This window comes from Microbacterium sp. 71-23 (assembly GCF_001897265.1).
Classification (GTDB): domain Bacteria; phylum Actinomycetota; class Actinomycetes; order Actinomycetales; family Microbacteriaceae; genus Microbacterium; species Microbacterium ginsengisoli.
On the sequence record NZ_MKSL01000011.1, the window covers coordinates 46,175 to 60,229 of the forward strand.

At 70.1% G+C, this 14,055-nt stretch carries 14 protein-coding genes, 1 tRNA gene and 1 pseudogene; 13 read left to right on the forward strand and 3 right to left on the reverse strand.

Annotation, left to right across the window (positions count from 1 at the left end):
• A partial coding sequence (locus BGO15_RS02715; protein ID WP_286747062.1) for a hypothetical protein occupies window positions 1-448 on the reverse strand: 448 nt, incomplete at its 3' end.
• Between the two features lie 2 nt (window positions 449-450).
• Entirely contained in the window at window positions 451-912 is a 462-nt protein-coding gene (locus tag BGO15_RS02720; protein ID WP_056210348.1) for a hypothetical protein, read from the reverse strand.
• A 129-nt stretch (window positions 913-1,041) separates the two neighbouring features.
• On the opposite strand from BGO15_RS02720, the pseudogene BGO15_RS02725 reads away from it, so the two are divergent.
• From BGO15_RS02725 to BGO15_RS02765, 9 genes and pseudogenes are all read left to right on the forward strand, one after another.
• Window positions 1,042-1,152, forward strand: a pseudogene (locus tag BGO15_RS02725) (DUF4244 domain-containing protein); the annotation flags it as partial.
• Window positions 1,153-1,197: 45 nt separating this feature from the next.
• A complete protein-coding gene (locus tag BGO15_RS02730) occupies window positions 1,198-1,581 on the forward strand; it encodes a TadE family type IV pilus minor pilin (protein ID WP_235557426.1) in 384 nt (127 codons plus the stop codon).
• 1 nt (window position 1,582) lies between these two features.
• Window positions 1,583-1,912 (forward strand): Rv3654c family TadE-like protein, encoded by a 330-nt coding sequence (locus tag BGO15_RS02735; protein ID WP_056210344.1) that lies wholly within the window; start codon window positions 1,583-1,585, stop codon window positions 1,910-1,912.
• A gap of 92 nt (window positions 1,913-2,004) precedes the next feature.
• Complete coding sequence (gene topA, locus BGO15_RS02740; RefSeq protein ID WP_268768721.1) at window positions 2,005-4,734, forward strand: type I DNA topoisomerase; 2,730 nt, start codon at window positions 2,005-2,007, stop codon at window positions 4,732-4,734.
• Window positions 4,731-5,363 (forward strand): dTMP kinase, encoded by a 633-nt coding sequence (tmk, locus tag BGO15_RS02745; RefSeq protein ID WP_056210342.1) that lies wholly within the window; start codon window positions 4,731-4,733, stop codon window positions 5,361-5,363. The genes topA and tmk overlap by 4 nt, the downstream gene beginning before the upstream one ends.
• 32 nt (window positions 5,364-5,395) lie before the next feature.
• Window positions 5,396-6,550, forward strand: a complete 1,155-nt coding sequence (locus BGO15_RS02750; protein ID WP_056519180.1) for a DNA polymerase III subunit delta' — start codon at window positions 5,396-5,398, stop codon at window positions 6,548-6,550.
• Window positions 6,547-8,091: an alpha/beta hydrolase gene (locus tag BGO15_RS02755; protein ID WP_056519178.1), complete on the forward strand. Its 1,545-nt coding sequence runs from the start codon at window positions 6,547-6,549 to the stop codon at window positions 8,089-8,091. The genes BGO15_RS02750 and BGO15_RS02755 overlap by 4 nt, the downstream gene beginning before the upstream one ends.
• A gap of 101 nt (window positions 8,092-8,192) precedes the next feature.
• Window positions 8,193-8,268 (forward strand) — tRNA-Thr (locus BGO15_RS02760).
• 72 nt (window positions 8,269-8,340) lie between these two features.
• Window positions 8,341-8,733: a hypothetical protein gene (locus tag BGO15_RS02765; protein WP_056210338.1), complete on the forward strand. Its 393-nt coding sequence runs from the start codon at window positions 8,341-8,343 to the stop codon at window positions 8,731-8,733.
• 35 nt (window positions 8,734-8,768) lie between these two features.
• Here the strand turns inward: BGO15_RS02765 and BGO15_RS02770 are convergent, their stop codons facing one another.
• Window positions 8,769-9,659 carry an EamA family transporter gene (locus BGO15_RS02770; protein WP_045246058.1) on the reverse strand — a complete coding sequence of 297 codons (891 nt, stop codon included), beginning with the start codon at window positions 9,657-9,659 and terminating at the stop codon, window positions 8,769-8,771.
• 58 nt (window positions 9,660-9,717) lie between these two features.
• On the opposite strand from BGO15_RS02770, the gene BGO15_RS02775 reads away from it, so the two are divergent.
• The 4 genes from BGO15_RS02775 to BGO15_RS02790 all read left to right on the forward strand — a co-directional run bounded on the left by BGO15_RS02775 (window position 9,718) and on the right by BGO15_RS02790 (window position 13,954).
• A complete protein-coding gene (locus BGO15_RS02775; protein WP_056210336.1) occupies window positions 9,718-11,931 on the forward strand; it encodes an MMPL family transporter in 2,214 nt (737 codons plus the stop codon).
• Window positions 11,932-11,947: 16 nt separating this feature from the next.
• Complete coding sequence (locus tag BGO15_RS02780; RefSeq protein ID WP_056210333.1) at window positions 11,948-12,544, forward strand: isochorismatase family protein; 597 nt, start codon at window positions 11,948-11,950, stop codon at window positions 12,542-12,544.
• Window positions 12,541-13,203: a DUF2510 domain-containing protein gene (locus tag BGO15_RS02785; protein ID WP_056210331.1), complete on the forward strand. Its 663-nt coding sequence runs from the start codon at window positions 12,541-12,543 to the stop codon at window positions 13,201-13,203. The genes BGO15_RS02780 and BGO15_RS02785 overlap by 4 nt, the downstream gene beginning before the upstream one ends.
• An 85-nt stretch (window positions 13,204-13,288) precedes the next feature.
• Window positions 13,289-13,954 (forward strand): DUF2510 domain-containing protein, encoded by a 666-nt coding sequence (locus BGO15_RS02790; RefSeq protein WP_082483264.1) that lies wholly within the window; start codon window positions 13,289-13,291, stop codon window positions 13,952-13,954.
• Window positions 13,955-14,055: the final 101 nt, after the last annotated feature.

Below are 14,055 nucleotides of genomic sequence, written 5' to 3' on the forward strand. Positions count from 1 at the left end.
TTTCTTCGAGTTCGGCCGTGATCGCATCCTTCGAGACGATCTCGACCTGTGCCTGCGTAGGCGCGTCGAGCCCGTACAAGGCCGCCTCGCGCTTCTGCACGTCGAGCAGCAGTCGGAACGCCTCGCGGTCGATCGTGCCCGACTCAGCGGCCTTCCCGAGCGCAGCGCGCGCCATGCGGCCGAGCGCGTCGAGTTCGTCCTGCTGTCGCTGGCGACGCTCGACGACGCCGGCGGCGAGATGATCCCGCAGCCGCGCGAAGTAGGCGTCGCTGCGCGACTTCAGCGTGATCTCACTCAGCGCGTAGCCGAGCCCGCCCTGCGCGACCGGCAGGGCCGATAGCTCGCGCATCGCTCGGAACGACAGTCGCTCGTTGCGACGGTCGTAGGCCCATTCTTCCTCGCGCATTACCTTGGCGGCGGTGACCTCGCGATCTCGCTTCTTGCCCATCGTCACCCCTTGAACTTCCGCAGCGACGCCGCGATGCGGCCCTCGACCCCGAGGGGGTCCGTCGCCTCGTTGATCGTGATGTCGTAGTTGTTGACGGTGTCGCCCTTACCACCGGCCACCGACACCGACCCGTCGAGCGGAACGACCGACGCCCCGGTGGGCAGGTTCAGCAGCTCGGGGCCGCGCTCGCCCACGATCACCGAGCCCGACCCGGTGATCGTGCCACCGGTCGCCAGCATCGGGATATGGCCGATCTTGACCCCGAAGGCGCCGCCGACGACGTTCGCACCGTCGATGGCCTGATTCAGAAAGCCGATCACGGTATTGATCGGCCCTCGGATCACGCCCACGATGTTGCGGAAGACCCCGCCGATGAAGTCGCCGATCCCGCCGAAGATCGTCCGCACCGTGTCGCCGATCGTCTGGAAGGCGCCGCCGATGAAGCCGGCGACGGGCGAGATCACGTTGCCCCAGATCCACTGCAGCGCGGCCCCTACGGCGTTGATCGCGGGCGAGGCGTTCGTCAGCGGCGACGGACTGGCGGGCGTAGATGGCGGCGCGGGTGCTCATAGGCAGAAGTATGCCCTAACCGATCAACCGCCGCCGCGGTCGCGTTCGCCGGCCTGCTGGTCGCGATCATGCGTTCGGATGAGGTGCGCGGCATCCTGGAGGATCTCGTCCGCCGTGCACTGACGGTCGGGTGAGCGGTGCCGCCGACCCGAGGGTTCGGGCCAGGGTGCCGTCGGGCGGTGCGACGGCAGGCGACGCGCCCGCGCGACCGGTCGACCTCGGCGCGCATGCCGCGGCCGGTGCGCGGCGACGAGGGGGCAGTCGCTGCGGAACTCGCCGTCGCCCTCCCCGCTCTCGTGCTCGTCGTCACCCTGTGCGTCGGGGGGCTCGCTGCGGCATCGCTTCAGGTGCGACTGCAGGATGCCGCGGCCGACGCCGCCCGACTGCTAGCCCGCGGTGAGAGCGTCGACCGGGCGCAGAGCACGGTGGCGCACGCGGAGGGGAGGGCCAGCATGCAGGTCAGTCGGGCAGAGGGGCTGGTGTGCGTGGTGGCGTCCGCGCCGAGCGCGCTGCCGGGCCTCACGATGTCGGCGCGGTCGTGCGCGCTCGAGAGCGGGTGGTGACATGCCGGGGGCGATCGTCACTCTGGCCGGCGCCGTCACCGTCGCGACGATCGCGACGGCCCTCGTGACGGCCGGCGCGGCGACGGCGGCGCGTCAGCGCGCGGTCGTCGCCGCCGACGCGGCCGCGCTCGCCGCGGCGGACGGCGCGAGCGGCGCCGTCGCCGGCGAGCCCTGCGCACTCGCCGAACGGCTCGCCCGCGCCCACCGCGCCGAGGTGCGCACCTGCACGATCGACGGCCTCATCGCGACGGTGGGAATCGGGGCGGACTTCGGTGCGTTCCAGATCTCCGCCACCGCACGGGCCGGGCCGCCGCAGGTCGTGGCCCCCTGAGCCGGGCGTGAGTGCGGGCAACGGTCATCGACGCCCCTCAGAGAGCACCGGCCGCCGGGTGTGTATGGTGTGCATCGACGAAAGGACCGTGAGTGGCACAGGGCAAGACCGCCAAGACGGAGAGCGGCAAGAAGCTCGTCATCGTGGAGTCGCCGACCAAGATGACCTCGATCCAGGGCTATCTCGGCGACGGCTACGAGGTGCTCAGCTCGGTCGGTCACATCCGCGACCTCGCGAGCAAGAAGGACATCCCGGCCGAGAAGAAGGCCGCGTACGGCAAGTACTCGATCGACGTCGACAACGGCTTCGACCCCTTCTATGTGGTCAGCGAGCGCAAGACCAAGACGGTCGCCGATCTGAAGCGCGCCCTCAAGTCCGCCGACGAGGTTCTGCTCGCCACCGATGAGGATCGCGAGGGGGAGGCCATCGCCTGGCACCTGCTCGAGGTGCTCTCGCCCAAGGTCCCCGTCAAGCGCATGGTGTTCCACGAGATCACCAAGGACGCGATCCGCAAGGCCGCCGAGAACACCCGCGAGCTCGACCTCGCGCTCGTCGACGCGCAGGAGACCCGCCGCGTGCTCGACCGCCTCTACGGCTGGGACGTCTCGCCGGTGCTGTGGCGCAAGGTCGGCAGCGGCACCCAGGGGCAGGCGCTCAGCGCCGGCCGGGTGCAGTCCGCCGCCACCCGCCTCGTCGTCGACCGCGAGCGCGAGCGCATGGCGTTCGTGTCCGCCAGCTATTGGGACATCGAAGCCCTCGCGACCGCGTCGGGCAGCTCGTTCACGACCCGGCTCGCCCGCATCGACGGCGCCCCGCTCGCCCGCGGCGGCGACTTCGACGACCGCGGCACACTGACCAAGGCCGTCGTCGTGCTCACCGAGGCCGACGCGCGCGCGCTCGCCATCGCGGTCGAGGGCGTGGGTGAGGCATCCGTCATCAGCGTCGACGCGAAGCCCGGCACCCGCAGCCCCCGCGCGCCCTTCACCACCTCGACCCTGCAGCAGGAGGCCGGTCGCAAGCTCTCGATGAGCGCGAAGCACACGATGAGCGTGGCGCAGCGTCTCTACGAGAAGGGGTACATCACCTATATGCGCACCGACTCCACCGCCCTCTCGACGCAGGCGGTGCAGGCGGCGCGCGAGCAGGCCGTCGCTCTCTACGGTGATCGCGCCGTTCCCGCGAACCCGCGCACCTACGCCAGCAAGAGCAAGAACGCGCAGGAGGCGCACGAGGCGATCCGCCCGTCGGGTGAGCACTTCCGCACGCCGGCGTCGATCTCGGGGTCCCTCGACCGCGACGAGCAGCGCGTCTACGACCTCATCTGGAAGCGCACTGTCGCCAGCCAGATGTCCGACGCGAAGTACGAGACCACGACCGTGACCCTCGCGGTTGCCGCGGCATCCAAGAAGCTCGAGTTCACCGCATCCGGCACCGTCTACACCTTCAAGGGCTTCCTCGAGGCCTACGAGGAGGGCCGCGACGAGAAGCGCAACGACGGCGACAAGGCAGACGACCAGTCGCTCCCCGCCCTCGCCGTCGGCGACGTGCTCACCACCAGCGACGTCGAGGCCAAGGGCCACTCCACGAGCCCCAAGCCCCGCTACACCGAAGCCTCGCTCGTCAAGGCGCTGGAGGAGAAGGGCATCGGACGCCCGTCGACCTTCGCGAGCATCATCGATGTGATCCTCGAACGCGGCTACGTCACCAAGCGCGGCCAGGCCCTGGTGCCCAGCTGGCTCGCCTTCAGCGTCGTGCGGCTGCTCGAGCAGCACTTCGCCGACCTCGTCGACTACGACTTCACCGCCGCCCTCGAAGACGACCTCGACGCGATCGCACGCGGCGAACAGCGCCGCGAGGAATGGCTGCGCGAGTTCTACTTCGGCTCCGAGAACCACGTGGGTCTGCGCCACATCGTCGACAACCTCGGCGACATCGACGCGCGCGAGCTCAACTCGACCCGCCTCACCGACATGGCGACGCTCCGGTTCGGCAAGTACGGGCCCTACATCGAGGTCACCGACCCGGATGCCGCGCCCGACACGAAGGCCCGGATCGTCAACGTGCCCGACGACCTCGCGCCCGACGAGCTCACCCCCGACAAGGTGCAGGAGCTCATCGACGCGCCCGTCGCCGGTGACCGTGTGCTCGGCGAGAACCCCGCGAACGGCAAGCTCATCGTCGTGAAGGACGGCCGATACGGCCCCTACGTGCAGGAGCTCGAGCCCGAGGCCGACCCTGAGGTCGACACCGCGACCGGCGAAGTGGTCGAGACGAAGAAGAAGACCACCAAGAAGGATGCCGCGCCGAAGCCGCGCACCGCGTCGCTGTTCAAGAGCATGTCGGTCGACACCGTCGACCTCGACACGGCTTTGCGACTGCTCGAGCTGCCCCGCACCGTCGGCACCGACCCCGAGAGCGGCGACGAGATCACCGCACAGAACGGCCGCTACGGCCCGTACCTGAAGAAGGGCACCGACTCGCGCTCCCTGGAGAGCGAGCAGCAGATCTTCGACGTCACCCTCGAGCAGGCGATCGAGATCTACGCGCAGCCCAAGTACGGCGCGCGCCGCGCCTCGAGCGCGCTCAAGGAGTTCGACGCCGACCCGGTCAGCGGCAAGCCCATCCGGGTGCGCGACGGTCGCTTCGGTCCGTATGTCACCGACGGTGAGACGAACGCGACCATCCCGCGCGGCGAGACCGTCGACGACGTCGACTTCGAACGCGCGAAGCAGCTTCTCGCCGACAAGCGCGCCAAGGGGCCGGCGCCCAAGCGCGCGACCGCGCGCCGCACGACGACGCGCAAGACCACCGCGAAGAAGTGACAGGCGACACCCGGCCCGGGCTCTGGATCACCCTCGAGGGCGGCGACGGCTCGGGCAAGACGACGCAGGCGGTGCGTCTGGAGGAGTGGCTGACCGGTGCCGGACGCACCGTCGTGCGCACTCGCGAGCCCGGCGGCACCGAGGTGGGGCGACTCGTGCGAGACATCGTGCTGCACCACCGCGGCGACATCGCTCCTCGCGCAGAAGCGCTGCTCTACGCCGCCGACCGCGCGCACCACATCGCCACACTCGTGCGACCGGCGCTGGAGCGCGGCGACGTCGTCATCCAAGACCGCTACCTCGACTCGTCCGTCGCCTATCAGGGTGCCGGACGCGTTCTCGACGGCGCCGACATCCGCGACATCTCGCTGTGGGCGGCCGAAGGCGAACTGCCCGATCTGACAGTGCTGCTCGACCTCGACCCGGCGTCGGCACGCGCACGACTCGACGCCGCCGACAAGCCGTTCGACCGGCTCGAGGCCGAGAAGGACGACTTCCACGCCCGCGTGCGCGACGCGTACCTTGCGCTCGCCGCCGCCGAGCCCCACCGGTTCCTCGTGATCGATGCCGCCGGAGCACCCGACGACATCGCCGCCACCGTCCGCACGCGCGTCGCCGCTCTCCTCTGACGACGTCCCCGGCCGCCGATAGTCTGGTGCGCATGGCTGCCACGATCACGGATGTCCCGTGGGGCGATGTGTGGGGCCAGCCCGAGGCTGTCGCACAGCTGCGGGCCGCGGCATCCGATCTCTCGCTGCTCGCCCACGCCTGGCTCATCACCGGGCCGCCCGGGTCAGGGCGCTCGACCCTGGCTCGTGCGTTCGCGGCCGCGCTCATCGCTGAGCCCGGAGATGAGCAGGCGATGCAGCAGGTGCTCATCGGCACCCACCCGGACCTCACCGCCCTGCGCACCGAGCAGGTCGTCATCCGCATCGACGAGGCGCGCTCCCTCGTCGAACGGGCCTATTTCGCCCCCTCACGCGGTCGCTTCCGGGTGATCATCGTCGAAGACGCCGACCGCATGGCCGAGCGCACCTCCAATGTGCTGTTGAAAGCGCTCGAAGAGCCGCCGGAGCAGACGGTCTGGGTGCTGTGCGCACCCAGTGACGCCGACCTTCTGCCCACCATCCGCTCGCGCGTGCGCACCGTTCGACTACGTGAGCCCGAGGTCGCCGACGTCGCGCGGCTCATCGTCGCCCGCACCGGCGTCGACGAGCGCGTCGCCGAGCAGTCCGCCCGTCACGCGCAGCGCCACATCGGCATGGCGCAGCGGCTCGCGACCGACGGTGCCGCCCGCGAACGCCGCGACGCCACACTCCGCGCCGTGCTCGGAGTGCGCGGCGTGTCCGACGCGGTCGAGGTAGCCGCCACCATCGTCAAGCTTGCGACCGACGACGCCAAGGCGCTGACCACAGAGCGGGACGAGGCCGAGCGCGCCGACCTGCTGCGTACGCTCGGCATCGCCGAAGGGCAGGCGGTACCCCCAGCGGTGAGATCGCAGGTCAACGCCCTCGCCGAAGACCAGAAACGCCGCGCGACGCGCAGCCTGCGCGACGGCATCGATCGGGTGCTCACCGACCTCGAATCGCTCTTCCGCGACGCCGTGATGCTGCAGTTCGGGCGGGACGAGGAGAATCTCATCAACCTCGAGCTCGCCTCGCAGCTCCATGCGCTCGCGTCCGCCTGGCCGCCCGACCGCACTCTCACCGTGCTCGATCGCATCACGGTCACCCGTGAGAACCTCGAACGAAACGCCGCCGCAGTCCTTGCGCTCGAAAGCCTGCTCATCACCGTCGCCACCGGGAGGACCGTATGACCCGCACCCGCAACCTGCGGCGCGCCCTCGTCGTGATCGCGGGGCTCGCCGCGGCATCCGTCACCCTCTCGGCGTGCCTCTTCAGCCCCATCGTGCCGCAGCCGATCCCCACGAAGACCCCGTCGGCCGACGGCGTGGTCGCGAATGTCGCGAGCTTCTACACCCAGACCCTCAGCTGGTCCTCGTGCGGCACCGGCTTCGACTGCACGTCCGTGACGGCGCCCCTCGACTGGCAGAACCCTGAAGCCGGAACGATCACCCTCGCCGTCATCCGCCATCGCGCGACCAACGGCACGGCGCTCGGATCGCTGCTCACGAACCCCGGGGGGCCGGGCGCGAGCGGCTACGACCTCATCCAGCAGAATCTCGACTATGCGGTCGGCTCCGAACTGCAGAAGACGTTCGACGTGATCGGCTTCGACCCTCGCGGAGTCGGGCGTTCGACCGCCGTGACCTGCTACGACGCGAAGCAGATGGACTCCTATCTGTTCGATCTCGTTCCCGCGCCGCGCGGGAGTGCGACGTGGACCAGCGATCTCGTCGCCAGCCAGAAGGCGTTCGGTGCGGCGTGCGAACAGAACAGCTCCGGGCTCCTGCCCTACATCACGACCGACCAGGCCGCGCGCGACATGGACCTGCTGCGCGGCGTGCTCGGCGACAAGAAGCTGAACTACCTCGGCTACTCCTACGGAACGTTCCTGGGAGCGACCTACGCGAAGCTCTTCCCCCAGAACGTCGGACGCATGGTCCTCGACGGTGCCCTCGATCCGTCGGTGTCGGGACTGGACGTGTCGACCACCCAGGCGATCGGGTTCCAGTCGGCCCTTCGCGCCTACATGACGAACTGCCTCGCCGGGTCGTCGTGCCCGTTCACCGGCACCGTCGATCAAGCCCTCGCCTCCCTCGGCGACCTCCTCGCGCAGGTCGACAAGACCCCGATCACCAACGCGGACGGGCGAAAGCTCGGCGCCGACTCGCTGGTCACCGGCATCGTCGCAGCCCTCTACTCGAAGGACAGCTGGCCGGTGCTCTCCTCGGCCCTCGCCGCCGTCAAGTCCGGCAGCGCCGCGCAGGCGTTCCGGCTCGTCGACTTCTACTACAACCGCAGCAGCAACGGCGTCTACCAGGACAACTCGACCGAGGCGTTCGAGGCGTACAACTGCATGGACTACCCTCAGGTCACCTCGCAGGCTCTGAAAGACGCCTCCAAGGCCGAGATTGCGGCGAAGGCTCCGACGATCGCGCCGTACTGGAGCGGTCCCGACCCGTGCGCCGTCTGGCCGATCACGGCGACCGGCGTGCGTGAGAAGATCAGCGCCCCCGGCGCCCCGCCGATCATCGTCATCGGCACCACCAACGACCCGGCCACGCCGTACGTGTGGGCGAAGTCGCTCGCGGAGCAGCTGTCGTCCGGCGTCCTGATCACCCATGAGGGCGAGGGGCACACGGCGTTCAACAAGGGCAGCAGCTGCGTCGACGACGCGGTCGTCACCTACTTCGAGACGGGGACGCCCCCGCAGAACGGGCTCACCTGCCAGTAGCGGATGCTGCGGCATCCGCGCGGACGAGGCGAGCGCCGGCGTTCGCGGGCGGTCGGGTGACCATGTAAGATCGGAGATCGTGCGCCGCGGCATCGCGGCTCGCCACCTTAGCTCAGACGGCAGAGCGATTCACTCGTAATGAATAGGTCAAGGGTTCGATTCCCTTAGGTGGCTCCACACTCTTGAAGGCCCCGGGCGACGCCCGGGGCCTTCGTCGTCGCAGAGGGCGGTTTCGCTACAGTGAAAGGGATGTCGCTGCTCGACGTGCTCGCGGAACTGTTCACCTGGGTGGGCTTCGGCATCGGCGCGCTTCTGGCCGGCGTCGCCGTGGTCGCGTACCTCTTCGACGGCACGTGGATGCGGGTCGATGCGATGCTCGAGCGCGAGGACGGCGAACTCGTCGCGCGGTGGTTTGCGTCCGACGGTGGGGTGGGTCGTGCCGTGCTGCACCCGCACGACGCCGAGCGTCTGGGCGACGCCGCGCATGCGGAGCTCTTCGCCCGCGAGGGGTCACATCACCGCGTGCGCCTGTCGGGGCGGTCGCCTCTCGTTTCCGCGCTCGGATGGTTCGCGGCGGGGTTCCTCGCACTCGGTGTCGTCGCTGTCGCGGCCTCCATGGTGCTGCTGTTCGCCGGAGTCTGAGGCGCGGTCGATCCCGTGGTGAGCGGATGCCGCGCTCAGTCGAGGGCGAGCATCACCGCGGCGCCGAGCGCGAGGGTGAGTCCGACGATCTGCACCGGCGCGATGCGTTCGCGCAGCACGATCGCCGCGAGCACGATCGTGCCGGCTGGGTAGAGCGCCGTCAGCGCGGCGACGATCGACAGATCGCCGGTGCGCAGCGCGAGCAGCATGGCGATGTTCGCCACCGCGTCGCCGACGCCGCCGACGGCGGCCGGCCACCACACGATGCGGCTGCCGGCGACCGCCGCCGGGGAACGCAGCGCCTCGACGACGGAACGGCGCCGCGCCGCCGCCCACGCGATCATGCCGGCGACGATGAGCACCGTGAGGGTGACGTTGACGGCGCGGGAGACGAGCAGTGCATCGAGCCCGCTCTCGGCGGATGTGTGATCGATCGCGATGATCTGCGCGCCGATCGCGAGGCCCGCCCCGACGGCGAGGGCGAGTCCCCGGATGCTCGGGCGCACGGCCCCCTGCTCGGGCACGAACCCGACGAGTGCGACGGCGACGAGCGCGACGCCGAGGCCGGCCCAGGCGAGCGGTCCGAGCGACTCACCGCCGACGGTGACGCCCCAGATCATCGGGGCGACGGCCGAGACGATCGCGGTCAGCGGCGACAGGATGCTCATCGGCCCGATCGCGAGGCAGGCGTACAGCAGGGCGAGGGAGACGACGCCGCAGACTCCCGAGATCGCGCCCCAGGCGGCATCAGCGGCGCTCAGCGTGCCGCCCGCGATCGGCGCCGCGATCAGCAGCACGACGACGCCGGTGCACGCGGCGATCGCGGTGACCACGATCGGCTTGAGATGTCGCGCGGTGAGCCCGCCGAGGAAGTCGGCCGCGCCCCACAGCAGTGCCCCGCTCAGGGAGAGGAGGGCGGCCAGCATCGCGATCAGCCTAGGGGAGGGGTGGCGCCCGCGATATTTCGCTAGATAAGCTAGGTATATGGATGCCGCGTCCCCCACGTCCCGCCGCAGTGACCGCCGTCAGACCGACCGGGCGACGACCCGCTGGCTGCGCATCGGCATCCCGCTGCTGCTGGTCGCCGTCTGGCTCGCGGGCGGAGCCATCGGCGGACCCTACTTCGGCAAGGTCGACGAGGTGTCCACGAACGACCAGGCGTCGTACCTGCCCCAGAGCGCGCCCTCGACGAAGGTGAACGCGCTGCTGCCCGACTTCCTCGGCTCCGACAGCATCCCGGCGGTCGTCGTGGCCCAGGCGCCGTCGGCCCTCACCGATACTCAGAAGGCTGATCTGACGTCCCTCGCCGACCGCTTCGGCGCGGTCTCGGGCGTCACCGGCACGGTGTCGCCCCCGATCATCTCCGACGACGGCCGCGCGGCGCAGATCATCGTGCCCGTCTCGTCATCGGCGTCGGTCGGCGATGTCGTGGGCGAGCTGCGGGCCGCGGCATCCGATCTGTCCGACGGGGTGCAGGTGTGGGTGACCGGTCCCGCCGGGTTCACCGCCGACCTCGTGAAGGGGTTCCTCGGCATCGACGGACTGCTGCTCGGCGTCGCCCTGCTCGCCGTGTTCGTGATCCTGGTGATCGTCTACCGCTCGCCGCTGCTTCCCGTGCTGGTGCTGCTCACCTCGATGTTCGCGCTGTGCGTGGCGCTGCTGACGGTGTGGTGGCTGGCGAAGGCGGGCATCTTCGTGCTCAACGGCCAGGTGCAGGGCATCCTGTTCATCCTGGTGATCGGCGCCGCCACCGACTATGCACTGCTCTACACCGCCCGCTTCCGCGAGGCGATCGGTGAGAGGATGCCGCGCTGGGCCGCCACGCGCGCCGCCTGGCGGGGAGCGTTCGAGCCGATCCTCGCCTCGGGCGGCACCGTCATCGCGGGCCTGCTGTGCCTGCTGCTCTCCGACCTCGCCACCAACCGCGCCCTCGGCCCGATCGCCGCGATCGGCATCGTGTTCGCGATGCTGTCTGCCCTGACATTCCTGCCGTCGTTGCTCGCCTTGTTCGGGCGCGCCGCCTTCTGGCCGTTCGTGCCGCGGCATCCGCTCGGTGCACTTCCCGACGACCTCACCGCCCCCGTGCGCGGCTTCTGGCCGCGCCAGGCGCGTTTCATCGCCCGCCGCGCCCGCCCGATCTGGATCATCGCGACCATCGTGCTGCTCGCCGCCGGCGTCGGGGTCACGCAGCTGCGCGCGCAAGGTGTTCCCTCGAGCGACCTCGTGCTCGGCGCCTCGGAGGCGCGCGACGGCCAGGCCGTGCTCGGCGACCACTTCCCGGCGGGCTCCGGCAGCCCCGTCACGATCGTCGCACCGCAGTCCGACCTCACTGCGGTCGTGAGCCGTCTCGCCGCCGAGCCGGGCATCTCGAGCGTCGCCGTGGTCTCGGCCGACTCTCCCTCGGGGCAGGCGACCGCCACCGTGCAGGGCGGCCAGCTCGTGCTCGTGTCGCAGGGACCGCCCGCCGCGACCGCACCCGCCCCGACCGTGCGCGACGGCGACGTGCTCGTCTATGCGACCCTCACCGACGCGGCCGACTCGACGGCGGCCGAGAACGTCGTGCGCACCATCCGCGCCGACCTCGACACGCAGCTCGGTGCCGGCACGTCGCTCGTCGGCGGCACCACCGCGCTCGACGTCGACGCGAACGACACGGCGATTCACGACCGCACCGAGATCATTCCCGTCATCCTCGGGGTGATCCTGCTGATCCTCATGCTGCTGCTGCGTTCGATCCTCGCGCCGGTGCTGCTCGTGCTCAGCGTCGTGGTCTCGTTCGCCGCGGCCCTCGGAGTGAGCGCACTCGTGTTCGACGGCGTGCTCGGATTCCCGGGCGCCGACCCATCGGTCCCGCTCTACGGGTTCGTGTTCCTCGTCGCACTCGGCGTCGACTACAACATCTTCCTGATGTCGCGCGTAAGAGAGGAGTCCGTTCGCCACGGCACGCGCCGCGGCATCCTACGCGGCTTCGTGGCCACCGGCGGGGTCATCACCTCGGCCGGGCTGGTGCTCGCGGCCACGTTCGCGGCGCTGGGAGTCATCCCGATCCTCTTCCTCGCGCAGATCGCGTTCATCGTCGCGTTCGGCGTGCTGCTCGACACGTTCGTGGTGCGGTCGCTGCTCGTGCCCGCGCTCGCCTACGACCTCGGCAAGGTGATCTGGTGGCCCTCGGCGCTATGGCGGCGCGGGGCGCCGTGACGCCTATGCTGGCGCTATGACGCGGGCCCTGTTCATCGTCGACGTGCAGAACGACTTCACCGAGCACGGAGCGCTGGGGGTGGTCGGGGGTGACGCCGTCGCCCGCCGCATCTCCGCGTTCCTCGCCGCCCACCGAGGCGAGTACGCGCTGGTCGTGGCGTCCCGTGACTGGCATGACGCCGAGGGTGACAACGGTGGGCACTTCGCCGCCGAACCCGACTTCGTCGACACCTGGCCGCCCCACTGCGTCGCCGGGACCCCCGGCGCCGACTATGACGACGGGTTCGATCCGACGGGCGTCGACGTGCACCTGAAGAAGGGGCAGGGCAAGCCCGCCTACTCGCTCTTCGAGGGCGTCGCCGACGACGGCCGCACCGCGACCGACCTGCTGACCGAGCGCGGCACCCTCGACATCGACATCGTCGGCATCGCGACCGACTACTGCGTGCGCGCCTCCGCCCTCGACGCCCTCGCCGCCGGGCGGCGCGTGCGGGTGTTCACGGATCTCATCGAGGGCGTGCACGCCGACTCCAGCGCCGCCGCGCTCGCAGAGATCGGCCATGCGGGCGGCGAGATCACGACGTCGGATGCCGCGACCGGGGGCCGCCCGTGAGCGCGCCGTGGCCGGCGGTCGCCGTCGCCCCGGGGTGGTACCCGGATCCCGTCGACGCTCGCTTCGTGCGGTGGTGGTCCGGTCGCGAGTGGACGGGCCACGTGCAGGGGGCGATCGCCAGCCCCGCTCCTCCGGCCGTGCGTCGAGACATCCGCACGGGGACGGTGTGGATCTGGCTCGTCACACTCTCGCCACTGCTGTCCACGGCGACGCTCTTTGTGTGGAACATCCCCGCCGATGTCGACGTGCTCCTTCACGACATCGCGCGGCAGGCGTACGACACAGGCCCGTTCGACACGACGATCCTCTCGATCGTCGCCACCCGTGGGCTGATCTGGTATCTGATCGTGCTCGCCGTGAGTGCGCTCGTCTACGCCGCGGGCGTGGCCATGTCGGCGCGCGACGCGGCCGTGCTGCGCCGACGAGGAGTCGTCGACCCGTTCCCGTGGGCGTGGGCGTTCCTGTCGGGTTCGATCTACGTGATCGGGCGCACAGTGATCGCGCGGCGTCGCACAGGGAGCGATCTCGGGATGCTGTGGGTGGAGATCGGCCTGATCGTGCTGGTGAACGTCCTCGTCGTCGTCTGGTTGATGGTCATCCTCATGTCCGTGGGCGCGACGGTGGCCAGCCTGTCCGGTGGCGTGATCTCGTCGGTCTGACTTCGGCTGCCCGATCTCGACCCGGTGCGCATCGGCGACGTAGGCTGATCGCAGATTCAGGAGATCACGACGAGGGTGGACGAGCGTGAGTGACAGCGTGAGTGACAGCGTGAGTGACAGCGAGAGCGCGGCGGTCGCCGGCTGGTATCCCGACCCCCTGCAGCCCGGCGCCGAGCGGTGGTGGGACGGCACGGCATGGAGCACGGCGACACGGCTGATCGCCGCCCCCGCGGTGGAGACGGGGTCCCCGGCGCCCATCACGAGCGGGGTCGATTCGATCTGGATCTGGCTGGTCGTGCTCGTCCCCGTGCTCAATCTGCTGCGCTTGCCGCTGATGGACATCGGCGGCTACGTGCAGGCAGTCTTCGAGGCCACGCGATACGGCCGCGGATCGGGACAGATCGCGGCGGTGCTCACGACCTGGGGGCCTCGATTCGTGCTCTCGTCGGCGCTCGGAGTGGTGACGTACGGGCTCACCGTGCTCTTCGGTGCGCTCGACTGGCTGCGCCTGCGTCGGCTCGGCGTCGATCGGCCGTTCCACTGGGCGTGGGGCTTCCTCTGGTCACTCGTCTACGTGATCGGGCGCGCCGTGGTGATCCGACGCCGTACCGGGAAGCTGTCGCCCACCCTCTGGATCTCCATCGCCGTCGTCATCGTTGTGATCGCGGTGTCGATCGCGTTCACGTTCGCCGCAGTCCTCGGCGCACTCCAGGGTATCACGCCCATTCCGCCCTCAGGAATCGTCAGCTGAATTCACAATTCGCTCAATTGCAGTGTCGAATCTTGAGCTGACTGCTGCATCGACGTAGTCTCCAGGTGTCGGCGACGAGGCCGACACGAGCCGTCGTCCGG